Annotated in this window: 25 protein-coding genes; 4 read left to right on the top strand and 21 right to left on the bottom strand. The window is 72.1% G+C overall.

Features of this window, described 5'->3' with window-relative positions:
- Positions 1–374 precede the first annotated feature (374 nt).
- Positions 375–1,133: a hypothetical protein gene (locus AMK26_RS02515; protein ID WP_073751429.1), complete on the bottom strand. Its 759-nt coding sequence runs from the start codon at positions 1,131–1,133 to the stop codon at positions 375–377.
- 161 nt (positions 1,134–1,294) lie between these two features.
- Between AMK26_RS02515 and AMK26_RS02510 the strand changes: the two genes are divergently transcribed.
- Complete coding sequence (locus AMK26_RS02510; RefSeq protein ID WP_073751427.1) at positions 1,295–2,659, top strand: FAD-dependent oxidoreductase; 1,365 nt, start codon at positions 1,295–1,297, stop codon at positions 2,657–2,659.
- A gap of 60 nt (positions 2,660–2,719) precedes the next feature.
- Here AMK26_RS02510 and AMK26_RS02505 read toward each other — a convergent pair whose 3' ends face one another.
- The 4 genes from AMK26_RS02505 to leuA form a co-directional block, all read right to left on the bottom strand.
- On the bottom strand, positions 2,720–3,559 hold the full coding sequence (locus tag AMK26_RS02505; RefSeq protein ID WP_073751403.1) for a nitroreductase/quinone reductase family protein: 840 nt from the start codon (positions 3,557–3,559) through the stop codon (positions 2,720–2,722).
- A 248-nt stretch (positions 3,560–3,807) separates the two neighbouring features.
- Positions 3,808–4,797 carry an ornithine cyclodeaminase family protein gene (locus AMK26_RS02500; RefSeq protein WP_073751401.1) on the bottom strand — a complete coding sequence of 330 codons (990 nt, stop codon included), beginning with the start codon at positions 4,795–4,797 and terminating at the stop codon, positions 3,808–3,810.
- A gap of 145 nt (positions 4,798–4,942) precedes the next feature.
- On the bottom strand, positions 4,943–5,638 hold the full coding sequence (locus tag AMK26_RS02495; protein ID WP_073751399.1) for a TerB family tellurite resistance protein: 696 nt from the start codon (positions 5,636–5,638) through the stop codon (positions 4,943–4,945).
- A gap of 170 nt (positions 5,639–5,808) precedes the next feature.
- Entirely contained in the window at positions 5,809–7,566 is a 1,758-nt protein-coding gene (gene leuA, locus AMK26_RS02490) for a 2-isopropylmalate synthase (RefSeq protein WP_073751397.1), read from the bottom strand.
- 295 nt (positions 7,567–7,861) lie between these two features.
- On the opposite strand from leuA, the gene AMK26_RS02485 reads away from it, so the two are divergent.
- Together AMK26_RS02485 and AMK26_RS02480 are read left to right on the top strand one after the other, a co-directional pair.
- Entirely contained in the window at positions 7,862–8,926 is a 1,065-nt protein-coding gene (locus AMK26_RS02485; RefSeq protein ID WP_073751395.1) for a M4 family metallopeptidase, read from the top strand.
- A 9-nt stretch (positions 8,927–8,935) separates the two neighbouring features.
- Positions 8,936–9,202, top strand: a complete 267-nt coding sequence (locus AMK26_RS02480; protein WP_073751393.1) for a protealysin inhibitor emfourin — start codon at positions 8,936–8,938, stop codon at positions 9,200–9,202.
- A 19-nt stretch (positions 9,203–9,221) separates the two neighbouring features.
- Here the strand turns inward: AMK26_RS02480 and era are convergent, their stop codons facing one another.
- From era to AMK26_RS02435, 9 genes are all read right to left on the bottom strand, one after another.
- Positions 9,222–10,172, bottom strand: coding sequence for a GTPase Era (era, locus tag AMK26_RS02475; RefSeq protein ID WP_107420844.1), 951 nt, complete (start codon positions 10,170–10,172; stop codon positions 9,222–9,224).
- On the bottom strand, positions 10,150–10,599 hold the full coding sequence (locus AMK26_RS36565) for a hypothetical protein (protein WP_073751389.1): 450 nt from the start codon (positions 10,597–10,599) through the stop codon (positions 10,150–10,152). Before AMK26_RS36565 ends, era begins: the two co-directional genes overlap by 23 nt.
- Positions 10,599–10,955: a cytidine deaminase gene (locus AMK26_RS02465; protein ID WP_073751387.1), complete on the bottom strand. Its 357-nt coding sequence runs from the start codon at positions 10,953–10,955 to the stop codon at positions 10,599–10,601. The genes AMK26_RS36565 and AMK26_RS02465 overlap by 1 nt, the downstream gene beginning before the upstream one ends.
- Before the next feature lie 27 nt (positions 10,956–10,982).
- Positions 10,983–11,696, bottom strand: coding sequence for a hypothetical protein (locus tag AMK26_RS02460; protein ID WP_073751385.1), 714 nt, complete (start codon positions 11,694–11,696; stop codon positions 10,983–10,985).
- A 145-nt stretch (positions 11,697–11,841) separates the two neighbouring features.
- Positions 11,842–12,195, bottom strand: a complete 354-nt coding sequence (locus AMK26_RS02455; protein WP_073751383.1) for an MmcQ/YjbR family DNA-binding protein — start codon at positions 12,193–12,195, stop codon at positions 11,842–11,844.
- On the bottom strand, positions 12,192–13,463 hold the full coding sequence (locus AMK26_RS02450; RefSeq protein WP_073751381.1) for a hemolysin family protein: 1,272 nt from the start codon (positions 13,461–13,463) through the stop codon (positions 12,192–12,194). Before AMK26_RS02450 ends, AMK26_RS02455 begins: the two co-directional genes overlap by 4 nt.
- Complete coding sequence (gene ybeY, locus AMK26_RS02445) at positions 13,460–13,957, bottom strand: rRNA maturation RNase YbeY (RefSeq protein WP_073751379.1); 498 nt, start codon at positions 13,955–13,957, stop codon at positions 13,460–13,462. Before ybeY ends, AMK26_RS02450 begins: the two co-directional genes overlap by 4 nt.
- Before the next feature lie 12 nt (positions 13,958–13,969).
- A complete protein-coding gene (locus tag AMK26_RS02440) occupies positions 13,970–14,983 on the bottom strand; it encodes a PhoH family protein (protein ID WP_073751377.1) in 1,014 nt (337 codons plus the stop codon).
- A 120-nt stretch (positions 14,984–15,103) separates the two neighbouring features.
- Complete coding sequence (locus AMK26_RS02435) at positions 15,104–16,222, bottom strand: carbohydrate kinase family protein (protein ID WP_073751375.1); 1,119 nt, start codon at positions 16,220–16,222, stop codon at positions 15,104–15,106.
- Between the two features lie 267 nt (positions 16,223–16,489).
- On the opposite strand from AMK26_RS02435, the gene AMK26_RS02430 reads away from it, so the two are divergent.
- Positions 16,490–17,815: an MFS transporter gene (locus tag AMK26_RS02430; RefSeq protein ID WP_073751373.1), complete on the top strand. Its 1,326-nt coding sequence runs from the start codon at positions 16,490–16,492 to the stop codon at positions 17,813–17,815.
- Positions 17,816–18,148: 333 nt separating this feature from the next.
- Here AMK26_RS02430 and AMK26_RS02425 read toward each other — a convergent pair whose 3' ends face one another.
- The 7 genes from AMK26_RS02425 to AMK26_RS02395 all read right to left on the bottom strand — a co-directional run bounded on the left by AMK26_RS02425 (position 18,149) and on the right by AMK26_RS02395 (position 24,840).
- On the bottom strand, positions 18,149–19,153 hold the full coding sequence (locus AMK26_RS02425; RefSeq protein WP_073751371.1) for an adenosine deaminase: 1,005 nt from the start codon (positions 19,151–19,153) through the stop codon (positions 18,149–18,151).
- A gap of 11 nt (positions 19,154–19,164) precedes the next feature.
- On the bottom strand, positions 19,165–20,070 hold the full coding sequence (locus AMK26_RS02420; RefSeq protein WP_073751369.1) for a ribonuclease Z: 906 nt from the start codon (positions 20,068–20,070) through the stop codon (positions 19,165–19,167).
- 9 nt (positions 20,071–20,079) lie between these two features.
- Positions 20,080–20,442 (bottom strand): histidine triad nucleotide-binding protein, encoded by a 363-nt coding sequence (locus tag AMK26_RS02415; RefSeq protein WP_073751367.1) that lies wholly within the window; start codon positions 20,440–20,442, stop codon positions 20,080–20,082.
- Positions 20,443–20,494: 52 nt separating this feature from the next.
- Complete coding sequence (locus tag AMK26_RS02410; RefSeq protein WP_073751365.1) at positions 20,495–21,613, bottom strand: tetratricopeptide repeat protein; 1,119 nt, start codon at positions 21,611–21,613, stop codon at positions 20,495–20,497.
- Positions 21,610–22,893 carry an ATP-binding protein gene (locus AMK26_RS02405; RefSeq protein WP_073751363.1) on the bottom strand — a complete coding sequence of 428 codons (1,284 nt, stop codon included), beginning with the start codon at positions 22,891–22,893 and terminating at the stop codon, positions 21,610–21,612. The genes AMK26_RS02410 and AMK26_RS02405 overlap by 4 nt, the downstream gene beginning before the upstream one ends.
- Positions 22,894–23,017: 124 nt before the next feature.
- The gene (locus tag AMK26_RS02400; protein WP_073751361.1) at positions 23,018–23,767 is read right to left on the bottom strand and encodes a 16S rRNA (uracil(1498)-N(3))-methyltransferase; all 750 of its coding nucleotides are present in this window, start codon (positions 23,765–23,767) and stop codon (positions 23,018–23,020) included.
- Positions 23,764–24,840, bottom strand: a complete 1,077-nt coding sequence (locus tag AMK26_RS02395; RefSeq protein WP_073751359.1) for a nitronate monooxygenase — start codon at positions 24,838–24,840, stop codon at positions 23,764–23,766. Before AMK26_RS02395 ends, AMK26_RS02400 begins: the two co-directional genes overlap by 4 nt.
- Between the last annotated feature and the right edge of the window lie 165 nt (positions 24,841–25,005).

The following is a 25,005-nucleotide window of genomic DNA, read 5'->3' as shown; positions in this document are numbered from 1 at the left end:
ATTCCACTGCCGCGCCCCCTGCGGCGCCCGCCTCCCGGCCACGAACGGCACCGGCAAAGGCGGGTCCCTCCTGGGCCCGTTCCCCCGGGCCGCCCTCCGAGTGGGAAAAGGCGGGCGGAGGCGGCCGGTCAAGGGTGGGCGAAGCCCATCGCGAAGCGACGCGACCGAAGGGAGCGCCCTTGAGGGGACGCCGGAGCCCGCCACACTCGGAGAGAGGGCGGCCCACACGCCCACCATGACCAGCACGCCCACCCCCGGGGCGCCGGTCGGCCAACCGGCGCGGCCCTCGCCCGGCGCGGCCCTCGCCCGGCGCCGCCCTCGCCCGGCGCCGCCCTCGCCCGGCGCCGCCCTCGCCCGGCGCGGGCGTCGGCGCGTCACTTCAGGTCCCGGCCGCCTTCCTGTTCCTCGATCACCACGTCCTTGCGCAGTGCCCGCGCGAGGACCACGCCCACGACCATCAGGCCGACCGCGAACCAGCGGGGCGCGGCGTCGAGGAGGAGGACGAGCACGCCCATGGGGATGAGCAGGCCGACGAACGGCATCAGCAGGCTCCGTACCGGGGGCCTGGGGACGGCCGGGTACCACTCGGTGAAGCGCATGGCGGTGATGAGCGCCGAGACCTGGATCAGCCAGGCCGTCCAGAGGTTGTCCGGGTTGTGCAGCACGAGGTCGCCGACACCGCCTGCCAGGGCGGCCGCCAGGAAGGCCAGTCCCCAGGCGTGGGTGACGACCACGTTGGCCCGGAGGAATTCGGGCGTGTGCCAGAACTCGTGCGGGACCTTCTTGCGGGCGTACGGGGTCGTCAGCGGTGCCCGTGCCGCAACGGACGCGGCCGCGAGGGCGGCGATCGTCAGGTTGGAGAGCTCGTTGGTGTACGTCTCCAGCCACCGCAGCGTGTCCGTGAGGGCGATCATGCCGATGACGGTGAGGACGGCGAAGAAGACGAGTCCGGCGACTTCGAGGTAGACCGGCCGGTGCCGTACGACCACGAGGACGACCGCGACCGCGAGGGCGAGCGCGGCGGCGAGTTCGTAGCGGCCGGGGCCGACCAGCAGGGAGAAGATGATCCACGGGGACATCCCGGTGATCGAGCTGTTCATCAGCCTGGCGCCCCAGCCGGCGGCGCCGTTCATACCTCAAGCGTGGCGCGGTTCATGCGTGGAGGCGAGAGGTGCCATAAGTTCGGCTTATGGGGTCATAGGTGGGGGGCGGGTACCGAGGTGAGGTGAGCCTTACTTAGGGTGCGTGTGAGCACTCAAGTGACCGCTCACTCCTCGCTCGAAGGGAATTCGTCATGCCCCGCCCCCTGCGGGTCGCGATCGTCGGTGCCGGCCCCGCCGGAATCTACGCCGCCGACGCGCTGCTGAAGTCCGAGGCCGCCGCCGACCCCGGCGTATCGATCGACCTCTTCGAGCGGATGCCCGCGCCGTTCGGCCTGATCCGGTACGGCGTGGCCCCCGACCACCCGCGTATCAAGGGCATCATCACCGCGCTGCACCAGGTGCTCGACAAGCCGCAGATCCGGTTGTTCGGCAACGTGGACTACGGGACCGACATCGTCCTGGACGACCTGCGGGCGTTCTACGACGCGGTGATCTTCTCCACGGGCGCGATGGCGGACCGGGCGCTGGACATACCCGGCATCGACCTGGACGGTTCGTACGGTGCCGCCGACTTCGTCTCCTGGTACGACGGTCACCCGGACGTGCCGCGCACCTGGCCCCTGGAGGCCGAGAAGGTCGCGGTGCTGGGCGTGGGCAATGTGGCGCTGGACGTGGCACGCATCCTCGCCAAGACGGCCGACGAGCTGCTGCCGACCGAGATCCCGCCGAACGTGTACGAGGGTCTGAAGGCGAACAAGGCCCTGGAGATCCACGTCTTCGGGCGGCGCGGCCCGGCGCAGGCGAAGTTCAGCCCGATGGAGCTTCGGGAGCTGGACCACTCGCCGAACATCGAGGTCATCGTCAACCCGGAGGACATCGACTACGACGCCGGGTCGATCGAGCAGCGCCGCTCCAACAAGCAGGTCGACATGGTCGCCAAGACCCTGGAGAACTGGGCGATCCGTGATGTCGGCGACCGGCCGCACAAGCTGTTCCTGCACTTCTTCGAGTCGCCCGCCGAGGTCGTCGGCGAGGACGGCAAGGTCGTCGGGCTGCGTACCGAGCGGACCGAGCTGGACGGCACGGGCAATGTGAAGGGCACGGGCGAGTTCACGACCTGGGACGTCCAGGCCGTGTACCGCGCGGTGGGCTACCTCTCCGACGAGCTGCCCAAGCTGCCGTTCGACCTCGGCAGCGGCACCGTCCCGGACGAGGGCGGCCGGGTGATCGAGGGCGGCGAGCACATGGCGTCGACGTACGTCACGGGCTGGATCCGGCGTGGTCCGGTCGGCCTGATCGGGCACACCAAGGGCGACGCCAACGAGACGGTGGCCAACCTGCTGGAGGACCACCGCGAGGGCCGGCTGCTGACGCCCACCGCGCCGGAGGAGGGCGCCGTCGTCGACTTCCTGCGCGGCCGGGACGTGGAGTACACCACCTGGGAGGGCTGGTACCGGCTGGACGCCGCCGAGCGGGCGCTGGGCGAGGCCGAGGGCCGCGAGCGCGTCAAGATCGTCGAGCGTGAGGGCATGCTGCGGGCGAGCGCCGAGCAGTAGTCGTACGGTGAGCACGGCGGCGGGGCGTCCCCGGGTTTCCGGGGGCGCCCCGCCGCCGTATCAGGCGTCGAGCAGCGGGATGAGCTGCTCCTCCTCGTACACGAGGTGGGCTTCCAGCTCGTCCGTGAGCCGTTCGACCTCCGTGAGCACGTGCGGGGGGTCCGCTTCCGTGTCGGACACCACCTTCTTCAGGTCGGCGAGGAGGGCGGCGATCTGCTCGTGTTCCTGCTTCAGCCGGTCCATCACCGGGGCCAGTTCGGGGTGGCGGTCGGCGAGCATCGGGAAGAGCATCGTGTCCTCCCCAGTGTGGTGGTTGTGCAGGCCCTGGCAGACGGTCAGGCAGTTGACGCGCAGCTGGGTACCGAGGCCGCCCGCTGTCCCGGACTCGGCGATCTCCTTGCGGATGAGGGCGAGTTCGCGGCGGAAGGCGTCGTGGACGACCTTGAGGTACTCGCCCATGGACGTGGCGTTGACGTTGGGCGGGCCGGCGGGAACCTGGGTGAGGGCGACCACGGGGATGACGCGGCTGGTCTTCGCCTGGTAGTCGGCCCACCCGGAGTCGGCCTCGACCGCGCGGGCGAAGGCGCGGTCGCGTTCGTCGCCCTTCAGGACGGTGGCGTCGGCCTCGTACGTGAAGACGCCGTCCTCGACCGTCGCACGGGGGTTGGCCAGCAGGTTGTGGTACCAGGCGGGGTGCTTGGGGGCGCCGGCGGCGGAGGCGATGACGAGGATCCGGCCGTCACCGTCGGGGTAGTAGCCGACGGGGGTGGTGTGGGGTTTGCCGGACCGGGCGCCGGTGGTGGTCAGCAGGACGAGCCGGGCTCCCTCGAACCATCCGCCCACGCGGCCGTGGTTGGCGCGGAACTCTTCGATGATCGGCTGATTGAAATCGTTGGGCAATTCTCTGCTTTCTGCTCCGGGGTGAAGGACTGCTGTGTGCACGAAGGTGCGTGGAGAGAAAACAGAGGAAGGCGGGGCTCTGGCCCGCCCCGGCGTCACGCCGAGGCCGGGTGCCCTACTCGTGTGTGGCCCATGGCCGACCCGGCAGTCACGCCGTCAACGTACCGATGACAGTTGAACACGCACAACGGTGAAAACCGGCCATCGGTCCGGCGATCAGTCCGGCGATCCGGCGATCAGTCCGGCCATCAGTCCAGCCGGATCTCGTCACCGATCGACTGCTCGCGCGCGGCGTTGATGACGAGCGCGGCGGCCGCCGCGTCCTGGACGGCGACGCCGACCGACTTGTAGAGGGTGATCTGGTCCGGGGAGCGGCGGCCCGGTTTGCTGCCATTGATCAGTTCGCCGAGTTCGGCGTGGATGTGGTCGGCGGTGATCACGCCGTCGCGGATGGGGAACAGCAGGTCGTTGCTGCCGGCGGGGAAGGGCGCGAGGGCGGCCCGCCGCGACTCGACGCACACCAGGGCGTCGGCGACGGTGGCGTCGTCGACCTCACGGCCGCCCCGGTTGAACCCGACGGAGGTGATGTGCGCGCCGGGCGTCACCCATGCGCGCCGTACGACCGGGTCGACGGCGTGGGTGGCGGCGGCGACGATGCCGGCGCCGTCGAGCGCCTCGGCGTACGTCGGTACGGCGTCCACGTCGGTGTTCAGGGCGGCCTGCAGTTCGTCGGCGAGGACGCCCGCCCGGACGGGGTCGCGGCCGGCCACCCGGATGTGCCGGATGGGGCGGACGCGGCACATGGCGTGGGCGTGTGTCCGGGCCTGGACGCCGGTGCCGAGGACGGCGAGGACGGTGGCGTCGTCGCGGGCGAGGAGCCGCGCGGACAGGGCGGAGGCGGCGGCGGTGCGGGCGGCGGTGATGGCGGTCCCGTCGAGCAGGGCCTGGGGCGTGCCGGTCTCGGGGTCGAAGACGGCGATGAGGGCCTGGTGGGTGGGCAGCGGGGTGCCGGCGTTGTGCGGGAAGAGGGAGACCAGCTTGGTCATCAGCACCCCGGCGGACGGCACGAACCCCGGCATGGCGGCCAGGAAGGCGTCCTGCTCGGGCACCACGGCGGCGACCCGGTCAGGTACGGACGCGCGGCCCTCGCTGAGGTCCACCATCGCCGGGGCCAGGCAGTCGATCAACGAGTCCATGTCGAGGAGCGCCTCGACCTGTGTACGCCCGAGTACCAGCATCCGTCCAGCCTCTGTCACGGTCCGGGCGGCGGCCGGGGCGACACGCCGTGCGTGACCGGCCCCCGCCGGGTGAACGGCGGAAACGATCCGCCCCGGGAACGGGCTCCCCGCCCGCTCCCGGGGTACGCGGTGCGTCGCGCGGCTGCTAGAAGGGCGCCCGCGCGGCTTCCATCAGGCGGGCGGTGTCGTCGGCGCGGAGGTGCAGGGCGTTGCCGACGGTGAGGAGCACGTCCCGTTCGGCGGTGGTGTACGCGCCGTCGGCGAGGGCGATGCGAGCGCCTTGCAGCAGGATCGATTCCCGGCCGGCGGGCGCGAGGTGCGGGGTGAGCGGTTCGAGTGCCTCGTGCAGTTCGATGGCGAGGGCGGCGCCGCACGGGGTGCCGGCGTCGGCGACGAAGCGGCCGGTGTCGGCCTCCAGGGCCTCGATGAGCGCGGTGAGGCTGTCGGCGGTGCAGTCCTCGTACCCGGCGGCGCGGACGGCGGAGACGGCGGTCTGGAGGACGGGGCGCGAGGAGACTCCGCCCGCCGCGAGGACGGCGAGGGCGACGGTGTGCACGGCGTCGCGGAGCATCGCGGAGAACCGGGCGGTGGTGGGGTGGTCCAGGGTGTCGGTGCCGAAGTGGGTGTGGCAGGCGGCGCATTCGACGACCGGTCCGGCCAGGCCGCGCGGCAGCAGCGGGACGCCGAAGAGCGTGAGGCGCCGGCGGCCGGTGCGGCGCCGGTAGTTGCGGTCCCCGCCGCATCCGGGGCAGAAGAAGTGGCCGTCGCCGACGGTGTTCCACGAGGTGGAAATGGAGCAGATACGCACTTTTCGCCCGCGTGATCCTCGTGCTGGCAGCACGTCGCACCTCCAGAACGCCTCGGCCACCTTGCCGCGTTGGCGTGATGTTAGCCACATCGGTGATGTCGCGTCAGTACCCCGGCGTGAGATCGCCACGGACATGGCTGAACCCCGCCCTCCGGAAGACTCCGGAAAGTTTCCGGGAAGGGCGGGGTTCAGCGGGAGCCGGGTCAGCGCGCGGCGCGGTTCACGGCGGAGATGACGGCCTTCAGCGAGGCGCGGGTGGTGTTGGCGTCGATGCCGATGCCCCACAGCACCTTGCCGTCGATGGCGCATTCGATGTACGAGGCGGCCTGCGCGGACGCGCCCTCGCTCATCGTGTGCTCCTGGTAGTCCAGCAGGCGGGCGTCGATGCCGATGTCCTGCAGGGCGGCGAAGAAGGCCGAGATGGGGCCGTTTCCGGTGCCGGTCAGGACGGTGTCGGCGCCGTCGACGACCGCTTCGACGGTCAGCGTGTCCGTGCCGTCCTTGTCGGTGGTGGTCTGCCCGGAGCGCAGCTGGATGCGGCCCCACGGGTTGTCCGGATTCGGCAGGTACTCGTCCTGGAAGACCGACCAGATGTCCTTCGGCGTGACCTCGCCGCCCTCGGCGTCGGTCTTGGCCTGGATGATCCTCGAGAACTCGATCTGCATGCGGCGCGGCAGGTCCAGCTTGTGGTCGTTCTTCAGCACGTACGCGATGCCGCCCTTGCCGGACTGCGAGTTGACGCGGATGACCGCCTCGTAGGACCGGCCGACGTCCTTCGGGTCGATCGGCAGGTACGGCACGGCCCACTCGATGTCGTCGACCGTCTTGCCGGCGGCGGCCGCGGTGGCCTCCATGGCGTCGAAGCCCTTCTTGATGGCGTCCTGGTGGGAGCCGGAGAAGGCGGTGTAGACCAGGTCGCCCGCGTAGGGATGGCGCGGGTGGACCTCCATCTGGTTGCAGTACTCGGACGTACGGCGGATCTCGTCGATCTGCGAGAAGTCGATCTGCGGATCCACGCCCTGCGAGAACAGGTTCATGCCCAGGGTCACCAGGTCGACGTTGCCGGTCCGCTCGCCCTGCCCGAACAGGCAGCCCTCGATGCGGTCGGCGCCGGCCATGATGGCCAGCTCGGCCGCCGCCACCGCCGTACCGCGGTCGTTGTGGGGGTGGACGGACAGGCAGACGTACTCGCGGCGGGACAGGTTGCGCGACATCCACTCGAACCGGTCCGCGTGGGTGGAGGGCGTCGAGCGCTCCACGGTGGCGGGCAGGTTCAGGATGATCTCGCGGCACTCCTCGGGCTGCCAGACGTCCATGACGCCCTCGCAGACCTCCAGGGCGAAGTCCAGCTCGGTGTCGGTGAAGATCTCCGGGCTGTACTGGTAGCCGAAGGTCGTCTCGTCACCCAGGATCTTGTCGGCGTACTCCATCACCAGCCGCGTGCCGTCGACGGCGATCTGCTTGACCTGCTCCCTGGAGCCGCGGAAGACGACCCGGCGGAAGACGGGCGCGGTGGCGTTGTACAGGTGGACGGTGGCCCGGTGGGCGCCGCGCAGCGACTCGACGGTGCGCTCGATCAGCTCTTCGCGCGCCTGCGTCAGGACGGAGATCGTCACGTCCTCGGGGATGGCGCCCTCTTCGATGATGGAGCGTACGAAGGCGAAGTCGGTCTCGCCGGAGGACGGGAATCCGACCTCGATCTCCTTGTAGCCCATGCGTACCAGCAGGTCGAACATCTCGCGCTTGCGGGCGGGGCTCATGGGGTCGATCAGCGCCTGGTTGCCGTCCCGCAGGTCGGTGGACAGCCAGCGCGGCGCTTTGGTGATGCGCTTGTCCGGCCAGGTGCGGTCGGGGATGTCGACGGCGTCGTACTGGCCGTACTTGTGGATCGGCATCCCGGACGGCTTCTGGGTGTGCGTCGCGTTGGTAATAGGCGTGGGGCGGCCAACGGGCTGGGACATTGCGTAGGGCTCCTCGGTTGTCCTTGAACGGGACGGCCGACTGGGTCGAAGCAGCACCAGACTCCGCGGGGAGGGGGTCGGCCTACGACTACAGGCCCTCGCCGCGGCAGCTAAGAAGAAGCAGCCCGAAACGCATGATGCGAAGAAGCCTAGCCGAGCAACACCGTGAGTGGAGGTGCCGTTCCAGTATGCGGGATTCGGCGCGGTAACCGTCATACGGTGACCTATCACTCCTTTTCAGGAATACTCGTCGCACCTGGTGACAGGTCAGTGACAGGCTGCCACATTGCGGAATATGACTGCCACACCTTCCGTGTTCTGCACGATCGTCCCCCCGCACCTGCTCGACCAGCTGTCCCGTGCCGCGGACCCGCTCATCGCCGCGGCCGCCCGCCGCACCCTCGTCCAGGACGCCGCGAACCGCACCGCCCGCCGCCTGACCACGGTCGTCGGCGCCGCGCCCGTGCCCCGGGCGGCGGACGCGCCCGCCGACAAGCCCAAGCGCACCATCCACGACGCCCAGCACAAGACCACGCTGCCGGGCAAGAAGGTGCGCGGCGAGGGCGAGAAACCGACGAAGGACGCGACCGTCAACCGCGCGTACGCCGGTCTCGGCGCGACGTTCGAGCTGTTCCGCGACGCGTACCGGCGCAATTCGATCGACGGGTCCGGGCTGCCGCTGGACGCGACCGTCCACTACGACCGGGACTACAACAACGCCTTCTGGAACGGCGACCAGATGGTGTTCGGCGACGGGGACGGCAAGATCTTCCTCGACTTCACCATCGCGGTGGACGTCATCGGCCACGAGCTGGCCCACGGGGTCACCCAGTACACGGCGAACCTGGCGTACTTCGGCCAGCCCGGCGCGCTCAACGAGTCGATGTCCGACGTCTTCGGCTCACTGGTCAAGCAGAAGGCGCTGGGGCAGAGCGCCGAGCAGGCCGACTGGCTGATCGGCGCCGGTCTGCTGGCGCCGGAGGTGCAGGGCGTGGCGCTGCGGTCGATGAAGGCCCCGGGGACGGCGTACGACGACGACGTCCTCGGCAAGGACCCGCAGCCCGCGAGGATGGCGGACTACGTGCACACGGGCGCCGACAACGGCGGCGTGCACATCAACTCCGGCATCCCGAACCACGCCTTCTACCTGTTCGCCAAGGAGCTGGGCGGCAACGCCTGGGAGCGGGCCGGGCAGGTCTGGTACGACGTGCTGACGGGCGGGCGCCTGGCGGTGGACGCGGAGTTCGCCGACTTCTCGCGGCTGACGGTGGCGGCGGTGCGGGAGCGGTTCGGGGCGGGCGGCGCGGAGGAGGACGCGGTGGTGAAGGCCTGGTCGACGGTGGGGCTGCCGACGGAGTAGACAGGGCCCATGCGTATTCGGGTCATCCGTACGGGCGGGTTCGCGGGCATCGAGCGGCGGGCCGAGGTGGACACCTCGGGGCTGCGGGATGCCCGCGACTGGCACGTCCTGGCCGAGGCGGCGCTGTCCGGCGGCCGCGACGAGCGGCCGGTGGGCGTGCCGGACGGGTTCGGTTACGAGATCACGGTGGACGGCCGGACGGTGTACTGCGCGGACCCGGGCCTGACCGAGGCGCAGCGGGAACTGGTCGCGCGGGTGCTCGGGGAAGGCGCGTGAGCGCCGCCGTACGGGTGCGTCAGAACCCGAGCTTCCGCAGCTGCTTGGGGTCGCGCTGCCAGTCCTTGGCGACCTTCACGTGCAGGTCGAGGAAGACCGGCGTACCGAGCAGTGCCTCGATGTGCTTGCGGGACTTGGTGCCGACTTCCTTCAGGCGCTGGCCCTTGGGGCCGATGATGATGCCCTTCTGGCTGGGGCGCTCGATGTAGACGTTGGCGTGGATGTCCAGCAGCGGCTTGTCCGCCGGGCGGTTCTCGCGCGGGATCATCTCCTCGACGACCACCGCGATCGAGTGCGGCAGCTCGTCCCGTACGCCTTCCAGCGCGGCCTCGCGGATCAGCTCGGCGACCATCACCTGCTCCGGCTCGTCGGTGAGGTCGCCCTCCGGGTAGAGCGGCGGGCTCTCGGGGAGGAGCGGGATCAGCAGGTCGGCCACGAGCTGGACCTGCTTGTCGCCGACCGCCGAGACGGGGACGATCTCCTGCCACTCCATGCCCAGCTCCCTGCCGAGCCGGTCGATGGCGATGAGCTGCTCGGCGAGGGTCTTGGAGTCGACGAGGTCGGTCTTGGTGACGATCGCGACCTTCGGCGTCTTCTTGATCTCGGAGAGTTCCTTGGCGATGAACCGGTCGCCGGGGCCGAGCTTCTCGTCGGCGGGCAGGCAGAAGCCGATCACGTCGACCTCGGCCCACGTGGTGCGCACGACGTCGTTGAGCCGCTCGCCCAGCAGGGTGCGCGGCTTGTGCAGGCCCGGGGTGTCGACCAGGATCAGCTGCGCGTCCGGGCGGTGCACGATGCCGCGCACGGTGTGCCGGGTGGTCTGGGGCCGGTTGGAGGTGATCGCTACCTTCTGGCCGACCAGAGCGTTCGTGAGGGTGGACTTGCCCGCGTTGGGGCGGCCGACGAAGCAGGCGAAACCGGCCCGGTGGGCGGTTTCGGTTTCTGGGTTACGAGCGCTCATGGGGGCCATTCTCCCCGATGCGCGCACCGCTCACGTACCGCGGCCCTTTCCGCCCGCCTTTCCGCCCGCCTTTCCGTACCGCCAGGACGATCACGGCGACGGCCGCGTAGAGGACGACGAGGACGCCCAGGACGAGGTCCAGCCAGTCGACCGCCTCGCCGCGTACGAGCGCCGTGGCGGCCGGGACACCCACGGCGAGCCCGACCGCGACCAGCAGCACGCCGGCCGCGGCCCGCACCGCCCGCGCGGCGGCCGGCCGGGGTGTCTTCAGCAGGTCGGCCGCGACCCACAGCACGAGCAGCAGCGGGGCCGCGTGGTACGGCTGCGGGTGGCCCTCGACGATCCAGGCGACGGCGTTGACGGCGACGCCGATGGCGCCGACCGCCAGAACGAGCCGGGCGTGGGTCAGCGCCCGGTCTCCCCCCGCACCGAGCATCAGCCGGCGCTGACCGTGGCGCGCAGCTCGCCGTCGGGGCCGGCCACCAGCACGGGGGTGGCCGGTCCGCCCAGGTCGCGGACGGCGGCGCGGTCCGCGTCCGAGGCGGCGTCGGCCTCGGTGACGACGGCCGCTGCCTCCAGCGACTTCGCGCCGCTGGCCACGGCCATCGCCACCGCCGTCTGCAGCGCGCTGAGGTTCAGCGACTCCAGGGCGACGGTCCCGGCGACGTACGTACGCCCGGTCTCGTCCCGTACCGCCGCGCCCTCGGGCACACCGTTACGGGCACGGGCGCTGCGCGCCAGGGTGATGATCTTGCGGTCCTCGGGGCCGAGGTCGGCTGTCGTCTGCGTCATGCCCCGAGGATAAGTCCGCGATCAGCGTCAGCTCTGGGCGGCCTTGACGAACTTGTCGCCGCCGCGCTTGGCGAGGTCGTCGAACGCCTTGTGGCCCTCGCCGTTCATCGGGACGTAGGCGAGCCGCATGACGCCGGTGCTCTGCTGGGCGATGAGGACGTCGGACTCGATCTTCATCTTGAGCTCGGGGATCTCCATGGTCAGGCGGACGCCCGTGGACGACTCGCCGGCCTTGGCGGTGGGCAGCGCGGCGGCCTTGACCGGAACCGGCTGGCCGTCCTGGACCATGGTGAAGGTGGCGCAGGCGCCGACGGCGGTCTCGACGCTCTTGACGAAGTCGGCGGCGCCGGTGCCCGGCATGGTGAAGATCTGCTGCGCGAGCAGGCTGGTGCCGTCGGCGTTGGCGAACTCCTGGTTGCCGCCCATGGTCGCGCCGTCGATCTTGTCGGACATGAGCTGGGCGAGCGGCTGGCACTCGGCCTTCCCGGCCTTGGCCTGGTCGTCCGAGCTGGGGGCGTTCTCCGCCTTCCAACCGGCCGGCAGGTCCTTGGCCTCCAGAATGCCCGCCTTCATCTGCGCGGCGGTCAGCGGCGTGGCCGCCGGCTTCTCGGCGGCCTTGTCCGGGCCCTGGGAGACGCTGTCGCCGCCCTTCTCGTAGGCGTCGCCACCGCACGCGGCGGTGAAGGTGAGCGCGGAAACGGTGAGCGCGACGGCGACGCCGCGACGTATGCGAGTACGCATGAGGGTGTGTTCTCCCCTAGAAGTGAATGTTCCTGGGGAGCTGTGGTTCCCCCCTCCCCGCCATGATCGGCCGCGCTGAGGATACACACAGCGGACACACAGGCTCCTCCCGATTACCGGGGGGCGCCCGCCGGCGGGGCCAGGGCTAGGGGCGGTCCAGGCGGAGGCGGGTCGCCTTGGGGAGTCCGGCGACGACCAGGTCGTAGGAGTCCTCGATCAGTTCCCGGACCAGGCGGTCGGGGAGGCCGGACACGGTGACCGTGTTCCAGTGGCGCTTGTTCATGTGCCGGCCGGGCACGATCGCCGGGTGCTCGGCGCGCAGCCGGAGGGCGATCTCGGGGTCGCACTTGAGGTTGACGGTCAGCGGCCGGGCGTCCAGGGCGGACAGCGCGAACATCTTGCCCGCGACCTTGAAGACCGAGGTCTCGGGGCCGAAGGGGAAGTCCTCCACCGCGTCGTTGAAGGCGAGGCAGAACGTCCGCAGCTGCTCAGGGGTCATGCCACCGGCTCCGCGACCACGGTGACGATCTTGTTACGGCGGCCCGCCGGGGACTCGGCCGTCAGGCGCAGGGCCCGGCCGTCCGGCAGGTCGACCACCGCGGACGCGCCGGCGATCGGGACCCGGCCGAGGGCCTTGGCGAGGAGTCCGCCGACCGTCTCGACGTCCTCGTCGTCGTACTCGTCGAGGCCGAACAGTTCGCCCAGGTCGCCGATGTCGAGGCGGGCCGTGACCCGGTAGCGGCCCTCGCCCAGCTCCTCGACGGGCGGCAGCTCCCGGTCGTACTCGTCGGTGATCTCGCCGACGATCTCCTCCAGGATGTCCTCGATCGTGACGATGCCGGCCGTGCCGCCGTACTCGTCGATGACGACGGCGCAGTGGTTGCGTTCCTTCTGCATCTCGCGCAGCAGGTCGCCGGCGTTCTTGGTGTCGGGGACGAAGGTGGCGGGCCGCATGACCGTGGAGACCAGGTCGTTCTCGGCGTCGCGGTTGATGTGGGTGCGGCGCACCAGGTCCTTGAGGTAGACGATGCCGACGACGTCGTCCTCGTTGTCCCCGGTGACCGGGATGCGGGAGAAGCCGGAGCGCAGCGCCAGGGTGAGGGCCTGGCGGATGGTCTTGTACCGCTCGATGGAGACGAGGTCGGTGCGCGGGACCATCACCTCGCGTACGAGCGTGTCGCCGAGCTCGAAGACGGAGTGGACCATGCGCCGCTCGTCGTCCTCGATGAGGGACTCCTGCTCGGCGAGGTCGACCATGGCGCGCAGCTCGGCCTCGGAGGCGAAGGGGCCCTTGCGGAAGCCCTTGCCGGGTGTGAGCGCGTTGCCGATGAGGATCAGCAGCTGCGGCACCGGCCCCATGACGCGGGCCAGCGGCAGCAGGACGTACGCGGCGGCGGTGGCGGTGTTCAGCGGGTGCTGGCGGCCGATGGTGCGGGGCGAGACGCCGACGGCGACGTACGACACCAGCACCATCACGCCTATCGCGACCAGCAGGGCCGCCCACGTCTCGTCGAACTCGTTCAGGCAGACGTACGTGACCATGACGCCGGCCGCCATCTCGCAGGCCACCCGGACCAGCAGCGCCACGTTCAGGTACCGCGTCGGGTCGGAGGCGACCTGGACCAGCTTGGCGGCGCCGCGCCGCCCCACCCGTACCGCCTCGGCGGCGCGGAAGGCGGAGACGCGCGCGAGGCCCGCTTCCGCGCACGCCGCCAGCCACGCGACCACGACCAGCGCGACCGCGCCGAGGATCAGCTGGGCGGTCATGAGACGGTCGGCGCCGGGGAGGGGCCGGTGAGGCCCTTCTCCGCCCGCCAGCCGTCGACGATCGCCGCCTGAAGCCCGAACATCTCGGCCTTCTCGTCCGGCTCCTCATGGTCGTACCCGAGCAGGTGCAGCACTCCGTGGACGGTGAGGAGCTGGAGCTCCTCGTCCATGGAGTGCTGCGTCGGGGCCTCCTGGCCCTGCTTGGCGGCGACCTCCGGGCAGAGCACGATGTCGCCGAGGAGGCCCTGCGGGGGCTCCTCGTCGTCCTTGGACGGCGGGCGCAGCTCGTCCATCGGGAAGGACATGACGTCCGTGGGTCCCGGCAGGTCCATCCACTGGATGTGGAGCTGCTCCATCGCCTCGGCGTCCACCACGATCACCGACAGCTCGGAGAGGGGGTGGATGCGCATCCGCGTGAGCGCGTACCGGGCGACGTCGAGGATCGCCTGCTCGTCGACCTCGGTGCCGGACTCGTTGTTGACGTCGATCGACATGGTGCTGGTGAGCTACTTCCCGTTTTGGTTGTCGTACTTCTCGTACGCGTCGACGATACGGCCGACGAGCTTGTGCCGTACGACGTCGTTCGACGTGAGCATCGAGAAGTGGACGTCGTCGACGCCGTCCAGGATCTCCCGGACCTGGCGCAGACCGCTCTTGGTACCGCCCGGCAGGTCGATCTGGGTGATGTCGCCGGTGATGACGATCTTGGAGTCGAAGCCGAGCCGGGTGAGGAACATCTTCATCTGCTCGGGGTTCGTGTTCTGCGCCTCGTCGAGGATGATGAAGGCGTCGTTGAGCGTCCGGCCGCGCATGTACGCCAGCGGCGCGACCTCGATGGTGCCCGCCGCCATCAGGCGGGGGATCGAGTCGGGGTCGAGCATGTCGTGCAGCGCGTCGTACAGCGGTCGCAGGTACGGGTCGATCTTCTCGTAGAGCGTGCCGGGCAGGAAGCCGAGCCGCTCGCCCGCCTCGACGGCCGGCCGGGTCAGGATGATCCGGGTGACCTGCTTGGACTGCAGGGCCTGGACCGCCTTGGCCATGGCCAGGTACGTCTTGCCGGTGCCGGCGGGGCCGATGCCGAACACGACCGTGTGCTTGTCGATGGCGTCGACGTACCGCTTCTGGTTGAGCGTCTTGGGACGGATGGTGCGGCCGCGGCTGGAGAGGATGTTCTGGGTGAGCACCTCCGCGGGGCTCTCCTGGCCCGGCTCGGCCGTGCCGTTCTCGCTCGCCCTGAGCATGGCGATCGAGCGTTCCACCGCGTCCTCCGTCATCGGCTGCCCGGTGCGGAGCACCAGCATCATCTCGTCGAACAGGCGCTGGATGAGGGCTACTTCCCCCGCCGGTCCGACGGCACTGACCTCATTGCCCCGGACGTGGATGTCGGCGGCCGGGAACGCCTTCTCGATCACGCGCAGCAGTGCGTCGCCCGAGCCGAGTACGGTCACCATCGGGTGCTTGGCAGGGACGGTGAAGTGGGCTCGCGCCTGCTGGGTCTGGGCTGTGGGTGTCTGCGTCATGGGCCGGCTCAAAGGCCTGCACATACCTCCCGTTGCAGGGTTCTCGCTGCTCGACAACCTCTGGACATCCAGCGTACGTCGTGGCGCTGACAACCCCGAAGGCTTTTCCCGCCCCCGCTCCTACGCCGACCGGCGAAAGCCGATCGTGGGCACGGCCCGCCGCAGCGGCCAGGGCCTGATGGGGGCGGGCAGCAGCGACTCCAGGAACGCGTACCGGCGCAAGGCCGCCGGGTCCTGGCCGGAGCAGCCCTGTACGTAGTCCCACCAGGCGGCGACCTCCGCCCACCCCGGCGCGGACAGCGATCCGCCGAACTCCTGGACCGACAGGGCGGCGGTCAGCCCCGCGAAGGCGAGCCGGTCCGCGAGCGGCCACCCGGCGAGGGTGCCGGTGACGAATCCGGCGACGAAGACGTCCCCGGCGCCGGTCGGGTCGAGTGCGGCGACCTCGATGGCCGGGACCTCGGCGGTCTCGCCGGTCGCGCCGTCCACGGCGTACGCGCCGTCCGAGCCGAGCGTGACGACGGCGAGCGGCACCTTGTCGGCGAGCGCGCGGGCCGCGGCGCGCGGGCAGGAGGTGCGGGTGTAGCGCATCGCCTCTTCGGCGTTGGGCAGGAACGCCTCGCAGTGGCCGAGGTCCGGCAGGGCGGCCAGGTCCCAGCGGCCGGTCTCGTCCCAGCCGACGTCGGCGAAGATCCGGGTCGACTGGCGGGCGGCGTCGGAGACCCACTCCTCGGGGCGGCCGGGGGCGAGGGAGGCGACGGCGGCACGCGCGCGTGGCGGGCAGGCGGGCAGGGAGCCGTCCAGGGGCGGGGCTTCGTGGCCGTGCGACACCATGGTGCGTTCGCCCTCGTACGCCATGGAGACGGTCACCGGCGAGTGCCAGCCGGGCACGGTGCGCGACCGGGACAGGTCGATGCCCTCGCCCTGTTCGAGGGCGTCCCAGCAGTACTCGCCGTAGTGGTCGTCGCCGAAGGCGGCCGCCAGGGAGGTGCGCAGCCCGAGCCGGGCGAGGGCGGTGGCCATGTTGGCGACGCCGCCGGGGCTGGAGCCCATGCCGCGCGCCCAGGTCTCGGTGCCGCGCACGGGGGCGCTGTCCAGGCCGGTGAAGATGATGTCGAGGAAGACCGTGCCGGTGAGGAAGACGTCGTACTCGGGATCGGCGGGCGTGCGCAGCGTGTCCAAGGGGTCGATGCCGGCCGTGTGTTGCCGCTGCTGCTGCTCTCCCCTGGATGTGGTCACGGCGGACTCCCCGGTCGTGGTACGGATCAGGACAGTGTGCCTGATTCTCGTCGTTCACGAAGGGCGTCGGCACGCGGTGGAGCAGCCGGAAAGCAGAGACCTCTACCCGCCCTCATGCCGCACAAACACCTTGTGACTCGGATCACACACTCTCGCCTTCTCGTGCGACCTGCTCGCTTGATACAAATTGGCCCGCGTTCCCGTGCACGTTCCCGTACGACACCGGGCGCCCACCCCCTTTCCCCCTCTCCCTGTTCGGGAACGCCCATGCCCTCGCGCCCGCGCGCCCTGTGGCCGCTCGTCGCTGTCTTCACGGCCGGTTACCTCGCCGCGTACCTCCTGCCGACCGTCGTCGGCCGTCTCTCCGCCGGTCTCGGACTGACCCCCGCCCAGGCCGGTCTGGTCGGCTCCGGCCTCCTCCTCGGCTCCGCCGCCGCGGGCTTCACGCTCGCGTCGCGCGTCGAGCGGTACGGGCCGCGCCGACTGGCCCGCGCGGGCCTGCTGGTGGCCGTCACCGGCTACGGCTGCGCCGCGCTCACCTCGGTGGTCCCGCTGGTCGTGGCGGGCGCGGTGGCCGGCGGCTTCGGCTCCGGTACGGCGACGGCGGTCGCCGCGGCCGGGATCGCCGGGCAGCGCGATCCGCACCGCGCCTCGACGCTGGGCCTGCTGTCGGTGTCGGCCACGGCCGGCGCCCTGTACCTGACGCTTCCGCACCTGGGCGGCGGGCACGCCCTGCCGTTCGCGTCACTCGCCTTGGTCGCGGCGGCCGTGTGGCCGGCGACCGCGCGGCTGGAGACCGGCCACGACACGGGCGAGGCCCGGGAAGCGGGCGCGCCGCTGCCCCGGCTGCGGGCCGGCCTGGTGCTGGCGGGCGCGATGGTGTGCTGGTCCCTGGCCCAGAACGCCCTGTGGGGCGTCAGCGGCCGGATCGGGCTCACCCAGGCGGGCCTGAGCGAGGTGACCGTCGGCGCGGTGTTCGCGGCGGCACTCGGCGCGGGTCTGCTGGGCGTGACGGCGGCCGGCGCGCTGGGCGCCCGGCTCGGGCGGGCCGTCCCGATCGGCCTCGGTACGGTCGTGATCGCCGGCTGCATCGTGCTGAGCTCCGCCGCCGAGAACCTGGCGTCCTTCGCGGCCGGCGAGATCCTGTGGAACGCCTGCTACCCGGTCGTCCTGTCGTACCTGATCGGCCTCGCCGCCTCCCTGGACCCGCGCGGCCGCTGGGCCGTCCTCGCCGGCTCGGCGTCCTCCCTGGGCGTGGCCTGCGGGCCCGTGACCGGCAGCGTGCTGTCGGACCTGGCGGGCTACCCCGGCATGGGCCTGCTGCTCGGCACCCTCCTGGTGCTGCTCGCCGTTCCCCTGACCGCCGTGGCCCTGCACACCTCGGGCCGCCCGCTCGTCCCGGGCGCCATCCGCCGCCGCGGCGGCGCCCCCGCGGCGGTCGTCGCCGCCACCACGGGCACGGCGGCGGGCCTGTCCGCCCCGCAGATCGGCGCCCCGGAACAACCCGTCACGGAGTTCCCCGTCCGCGCCCTGGCCCCCCTCCTGGTCCGCCGCCGCGCCTACCGCCAGGCGGGCCCGTCGGGCCACCGCTGACGGCCGCGGGGGCGCGTTCCGCTCCTGGTGGGAGGCCGGTGCACACCAGGGCTTCGCGCCGCGCAGGTGTCCGGGGCCTCGGCTCGGCTCCCTCCGGAGCGGACCCCAACGGCACGTATACGCGCACGGGCCGCCCCAAGGGCTCGATCCGCCGGAACGGCGACCGGCGCGGGGAAGGGACCGCGCCGGGAGGGCGAGCCCGTGTGGCCCCGTCCGGCAGGGGCGACCTCCGAAGGGCGTCGCACCGACAGGGCACCCGGCGTCGACGCCGGCGCCGGGAGGACCCGCCCGGCAGGGGACCCCGCCGGGACGGCTAGTCGAAGTCGTACGCCTCTAGTCGAAGTCGTACGCCTCGACCTCCGCGAGGTACCGCGACCGCCGCTCCTCGTCGTGGTCCAGGAAGGACGCCAGGAACGAGTTGCGGGCCAGCTCGCGCAGTTGTTCCTCGCCCAGCCCCAGCGCCTCGTGCACCGCGTGGAACGTGTCGCCGACGTAGCCGCCGAAGTACGCCGGGTCGTCGGAGTTCACGGTGACCAGCAGCCCCGCCGCCATCATCGACGGCAGCGGGTGGTCCTCCAGGACGTCGACGGCGCGCAGCCGGACGTTCGACAGCGGGCACAGCGTCAGCGGCACCCGCTCCCGCGCCAGCCGCGCCACCAGCTCCTGGTCCTCCACCGCCCGTAGCCCGTGGTCGATCCGCTCGACGCCCAGGACGTCCAGGGCCTCGCGGATGTACGCGGGCGGGCCCTCCTCACCCGCGTGGGCGACCTTCCGCAGGCCGAGCGCCCCGGCCGCCGCGTACACCTCGGCGAACTTCGACGGCGGGTGGCCCACCTCCGCCGAATCCAGGCCGACGCCCACGATGTGGCGCAGGTACGGCTTCGCGGCGTCCAGCGTCTCCATGGCGGACTCGGCCGACCGGTCGCGCAGGAAGCACATGATCAGCTGCGTGGAGATGCCGTGCCGCTCCTCGCTGCGCTCCAGCGCCCGCGCCAGCCCCTCGATCACCGTGCCGATCGGCACGCCCCGCTCGGTGTGCGCCTGCGGGTCGAAGAAGATCTCGGCGTGCCGTACGCCCTGCCGCGCGGCCCGCGCCAGGTACGCGTCGGCGAGGTCGGCGAAGTCGTCGGCCGTGTGCAGCACGGCCATCAGCCCGTAGTACAGGTCGAGGAACGACTGCAGGTCGCTGAAGAGGTACGCCTTGCGCAGCTCCTCGGTGTCGGCGTACGGCAGCTCGACTCCGTTGCGCGCGGCGAGCGCGAAGGCGAGCTCCGGTTCGAGGGTGCCCTCGATGTGGAGGTGCAGTTCCGCTTTGGGGAGTGCTTCGGGGAGGTGCATGGTGCCGAGCCTTACTGGCGTTTGGGGAGCGGGACGCGGACCAGGTCGTGGGCGACGGTCAGCTCACCGTCGAAGCCGGCCGCCCGCGCCTGCTGTTCGAAGAGGTCGGGGTCGCTGTAGCGCTGCGAGAAGTGGGTGAGGACGAGGTGGCGTACGCCCGCCTCGGCGGCCACCGCGGCCGCCTGGCCTGCCGTCAGGTGCCCGTGGTCCTCGGCGAGCAGGGCGTCCTCGTCGAGGAACGTCGACTCGATGACCAGCATGTCGCAGCCCTCGGCGAGCGCGTACACACCGTCGCACAGCCGGGTGTCCATGACGAACGCGAACCGCTGCCCGCGCCGTACCTCGCTGACGTCCTCCAGCCGCACCCCGCCCAGCGCGCCCTCGCGCTGGAGGCGGCCCACGTCCGGGCCCTTGATGCCGTGCGCGGCCAGCCGCTCGGGCAGCATGCGGATCCCGTCCGGCTCGGTGAGCCGGTAGCCGAACGACTCGACGGGGTGCGAGAGGCGACGGGCCTCCAGCCGGTACGCGGAGGTCGCGGCGAGCACGCCGTCGGCGGCGACCGGCGCCTCGACCAGCTCCACCGTCTCGCGGTAGGCGGTGGCGTACCGCAGCCGGTCGAAGAAGCGCTGCCCGCTGGCCGGGTAGTGCGCGGTGACCGGGTGCGGGACCTGGTCGAGGTTGATGCGCTGGATCACCCCGGCGAGGCCCAGGGAGTGGTCGCCGTGGAAGTGGGTGACGCAGATGCGGTCGATGTCGTGCGCGGCGACCCCGGCGCGCAGCATCTGGCGCTGGGTGCCCTCGCCCGGGTCGAAGAGGAGGCCCTGGCCGTCCCAGCGCAGCAGGTAGCCGTTGTGGTTGCGGTGTCGGGTGGGCACCTGACTGGCGGTGCCCAGCACGACGAGTTCCCGTACGGACATGACCGGTGACTATCCGGGAGGCCAGTTCAGGCCGCGGCCGCCCAGCACATGGGCGTGCGCGTGCCAGACGGTCTGCCCGGCGCCGGTGCCGGTGTTGAAGACGATGCGGTAGCCGGTGCCGTCGACCTTCTCGTCCGCGGCGACCTCGCCCGCCTCGCGCAGCACGTCCGCCGCGAGCTGAGGCGCGGCGGCAGCGAGCGCGGCGGCGTCGGGGTAGTGCGCCTTGGGGATGACCAGGACGTGCGTGGGCGCCTGCGGGTTGATGTCGCGGAAGGCGACGGTCGTCTCCGACTCACGGACGATGGTGGCCGGGACCTCCCCCGCCACGATCTTGCAGAACAGACAGTCGCTCTGGTGCGGCTCTCCGGCCATGTCCTGGTCCTTTCTGTCACCGCTCGGTCAACGATCTACGTACGAGGGCACTCTATCGGCGGCCGGGCGCGCGTCTCTTGAGCGCGGACCTGCTGACCCAGTACGTGATGACCACGCCCCAGAACAGCGGCGCGCCGAGCCCGGCGACGACCCCGGCGCCCACCGTGGGCAGCGCCAGGGTGGTCAGCGAGTGCAGGCCCAGCAGTCCGACCGCCCCGGCCATCCACAGCACGGGTGGGCACCTGCGGGAGATCAGCAGGAGGGGGCGCCGCAGCCGCGGGGGCACCCGCCGCCGCATCCACAGCGCCCAGCCGCCCCACAGCGCCACGAGCACGGCGACGCCGGTCAGCTCCGCCACCACGGCGCCCGTCCCGGAACCGCCGGTGCGCAGTTGCGCCGAGCCGATGCTCGCGGCCATGAACCCGCCCAGGGCGACCCAGCGGGCGCCCGCGGCGGTGCCCCAGGCCATGGCCTCCAGGTTGAAGCGGGCCTCGCGGTCGTCCAGGTCGAGCGCGGCGGAGTCGACGAACCCCTCGGCGGCCCTGGTCCACGCGCCGCGCCGGTACCAGCGGCGGCGCAGGTGCAGCAGGGACAGGTTGTTGTGCGCCTCGCTGCTCTCGGGGTTGAGGCGCAGCGCGTTCTCGTAGGCCTTCTCGGCGGTGCGGTAGTCCTTGAGCTGGTACGCGGTCAGGCCGAGCAGGAAGTGGGTGGCGTCCTCCTCGGGGCCCAGCTCGACCGAACGGAGAGCAAGGGCGTACGCCTCGCGGCGCCGCGCCGGGTTCTCGGAGCGGGCGAGGATCGTGCCGAGCACGTGGTAGCCGCTCCAGTGGTGCGGTACGAGGGCGAGGCCGCGCCGGGCGGCGTCCTCCGCGGCCGCCCACTGCGGCCCGCCGGCCGGCCCGTGGGCCAGCAGGTCGGCGCGGAGGAACCACGCCGACGGCAGCTCGGGGTCGGCGCGCAGGGCCTCGTCGGCGAGGCGCAGTGCCTCCGCCCGGTCGCCGAGGTGGCGGCGGCAGCGGGCGAGCAGGGCGAGCGCCTGGGCGTCGTCCGGCTGCTGGGCGAGGTGCTGCGCGGTGAGGGCGGCGGCCTGCTCGTACCGGGCCAGGTCGTAGAGCGCCTCCGCGCGCTCCAGGGTGAGGGGCTGCGACTGCGGCGTGGGCGGGGTGGTCACAGCTTGCGCTTCCTCTTCAGGTACGCGAGGAGGTCGTCGTACATGCCGCCGTCGTTGGCGAACGTCGCCACATTGCGGGCAGCGGAGAACCAGGGCTCGGTGGACGGCCGTATCTGCTTGGCCGCACCCATCAGGTCCTTGGTGTTGATCATCCGTACGGTGCCGGTGCGGGCCGAGTCGAGCAGCGCGGCCTCGGCCGCCGTCTCGCAGACGTGGGCGAGGTCGGCGCCGGAGAAGTCCTCGGTGGCCTTGACGAGTTTGCCGAGGTCGACCGCTTCGATGGGCCGGTCGCGCAGGTGGTAGCGGAGGATCGCGTCCCGCGCGGCGGCGTCCGGCGGCAGGACCAGCAGCGTGCGGTCGAGGCGGCCGGGGCGGCGCAGCGCGATGTCCACGTCCCAGGGGACGTTGGTGGCGGCGAGGACGAACACGCCGTCGTTGCTGTCGGCGGCGATGCCGTCCAGCTCGGTGAGGAGCTGGTTGACGACGTTGCGCAGCCCGCTGTGGTGGCTGCGGCTGCGCTTGGCGCCCAACGCGTCGAGCTCGTCGAGGAAGACCACGCACGGGGCCTGGCGGCGGGCGGTCTCGAAGATGTCGTGGACGTTCTTCTCGGAGGCGCCGATGTACATGTCGAGGATGTCGCTGAGCGAGATCGACAGGAAGTTCGCGCCGAGCTCGCCGGCGACCGCGCGGGCGATGAACGTCTTGCCGCAGCCGGGCGGCCCGTACAGCAGCAGGCCGCCGCGGAGGCTCTTGCCGTACAGCTTGCGCAGCTCGGGGTTGCGCATGGGCGCGAGGAACGCGGCCTCCAGGCGGTCCTTGACCTCCTGCATGCCGCCGACGTCCGCGAGCCGTACGCCGCCGGGCGCGTCGACGTCCCAGGCGTCGGCGTCGCCCGGGTCGTCGCCGTGGCCGTCGGCGGTGAGGGGCGCCTCGGTGCCCTCGACGAAGCGGGGCGGGACGATGTCACCGACTTCCTGCTCGGCGGCGGCCCAGTCGAAGTTCCCACTGTCGTGCGGGACTTGCGGCGCCGGGGCCTGCGGGGGCGGGGCCTTCGGGGCCGGGGGCGGCGCGGGCGGCATGCCCATGGCGCGGCCCATCAGGGCGCGGGCGTCCGCGTCACCGGGTGCGTGCTGAAGGGCGACGGCCGCCTCGGTCACGGCGTCGTCGTTCCGCCCCGCCTGCAGGAGGAGTTCGGCGAGGTGCAGCCGCAGGGGCACGTCGTCGGGTGCGGCGGCGACGGCGGCACGCAGGCTGCGGATGAGAGGAGACTCGTCGGACATGCCGCCACCTTACGGAGCGGGTACGACAACGGGTCCGGTGGGCCCTGCCCACCGCGCACGGCGTCCACGAGGTGGACGGCCGACCGCTGTTCGACGCGCCGGTCGCCTGAGGCCGCCGCGGGTTCTACGACCAGCGGCCGGTGCGCCCCAGCAGGAGGGCGGTGGCGGCCGTCCCGGCGGTCGACGTACGCAGCACGCTGCGCCCGAGCCGGTACGGCTTCGCGCCCGCCTCCGCGAACGCCGCCAACTCGTCGGGCGACACGCCCCCTTCGGGGCCCACGACGAGCACGATGCGGCCGGTGGCGGGCAGTTCGGCGGTCGCGAGCGGCTGGGCGCCCTCCTCGTGGAGGACGGCCGCGAAGTCGGCGTCGGCGAGGAGCTGGGCGACCTGCTTGGTCGACGCCAGGTCCGCCACGTCCGGGAAACGGAGCCGGCGCGACTGCTTGCCCGCCTCCCGCGCGGTGGCCCGCCACTTGGAGAGCGCCTTCAGGCCCCGGTCGCCCTTCCACTGCGTGATGCAGCGGGACGCCGCCCACGGCACGATCCCGTCGACGCCCGTCTCGGTCATGGTCTCCACGGCCAGCTCGCCCCGGTCGCCCTTGGGCAGGGCCTGGACCACGGTGATACGGGGGGAGGGTTCGGGTTCCGTACGTACCTCGGTGACCGTCACGTCGAGGCGGTCCTTGCCCTCGACGGCCGCGACGGTGCCGTAGGCGCCGGTGCCGGCGCCGTCCGTCAGGACGATCTCCTCGCCGACGCGCAGCCGCCGTACGGAGACGGCGTGCCGCCCCTCCGGCCCGTCGAGCGTGACGGTCCCGCCGGTGACCTGGTCGACGCGGTCGAGGCGGTCGACCAGGAAGACGGGGGCCGTCATGACGCGACGCCCCGCAGTGCGAGGGAGGCCACCGCGGCGTCCAGTTCGGCGTTGAGGACCTCCACCAGGCGCCCGGCGGGCAGCTCGCGCGCCATCCGGTGCCCCTGCCCGGCCCACAGCGCCATACCCTGCGGGTCGCCCGCCTTGGCGGCGGCCTTGCGCAGCCCGCTCGTCAGGTGGTGCACCTCGGGGTACGCGGCCGGGGCGTACGGGCCGTGCTCGTGCATGAACCGGTTGACCAGGCCCCGCGCGGGACGCCCCGAGAACGCCCGCGTCAGCTCCGTACGGACGAACAGCGGGTTGGTCATGGCCTGCTTGTGCAGGGTGTGCGCGCCCGACTCGGGGCACACCAGGAACGCCGTCCCGAGCTGAGCGGCGTCGGCGCCCGCCGCGAGGACGGCGGCGATCTGGCTGCCGCGCATCAGGCCGCCCGCGGCGACGATCGGCAGCGGCACGGCCTCCTTCACCAGCGTGATGAGCGACAGCAGCCCCGTGCCGGTCCCGCCGGTCTCCGGGTCGTCGCGGTGCGTGCCCTGGTGCCCGCCGGCCTCGATGCCCTGGACGCACACGGCGTCGGCGCCCACCCGCTGCGCGGCCTGGGCCTCCTCGGGCGAGGTGACGGTCACGATCGTGTACGTCCCGGCGCGCGCGAACGCGGCCACCGTCTCGCGGGTGGGGCACCCGAACGTGAACGACACCACCGGGACCGGGTCGTCCAGCAGGATGGCCAGCTTGGCCTCGTACCCGTCGTCCCGCCCCGCGTCGGGGTCGCCGAGCGGCGTGTCGTACCAGCCGGCCTCACCGGCGAGCTGGTGCCGGTAGACGTCGACGGCGGCGGGATCGGCGTGCCCGGGCTGCGGCATGAACAGGTTGACGCCGAAGGGCCGCGAGGTCAGCCCGCGTACCTGCTTGATCTCCTGGTACATGCCGTCGGCGGTCTTGTACCCGGCGGCCAGGAACCCCAGGCCGCCGGCCTCGGACACGGCCGCCACGAGCTGCGGACAGGAGGCGCCACCCGCCATGGGGGCCTGCACGATCGGGTACCGGCAGAGATCGGTCAGTGCGGAGGACATGCACGCATGGTGTCACGCCCCCACGGCCCACCCACACGGGCCCGCCCATGCGCGCACGCGCGCGTGCCCTTGGCCCGCCTCGGCGGGACGTGCCCTGCGGGGTCGCCCGGCGTGCCCCGGGCCGGTCACCGTCCCGGCGGGGTGCGCCCTGCGGGGTCGCCCGTG

This window comes from Streptomyces sp. CB03234 (assembly GCF_001905885.1).
Classification (GTDB): Bacteria; Actinomycetota; Actinomycetes; order Streptomycetales; family Streptomycetaceae; genus Streptomyces.
The sequence above is the reverse complement of the archived record's forward strand: the minus strand, read 5'-3'. Positions and strand labels throughout refer to the sequence as shown.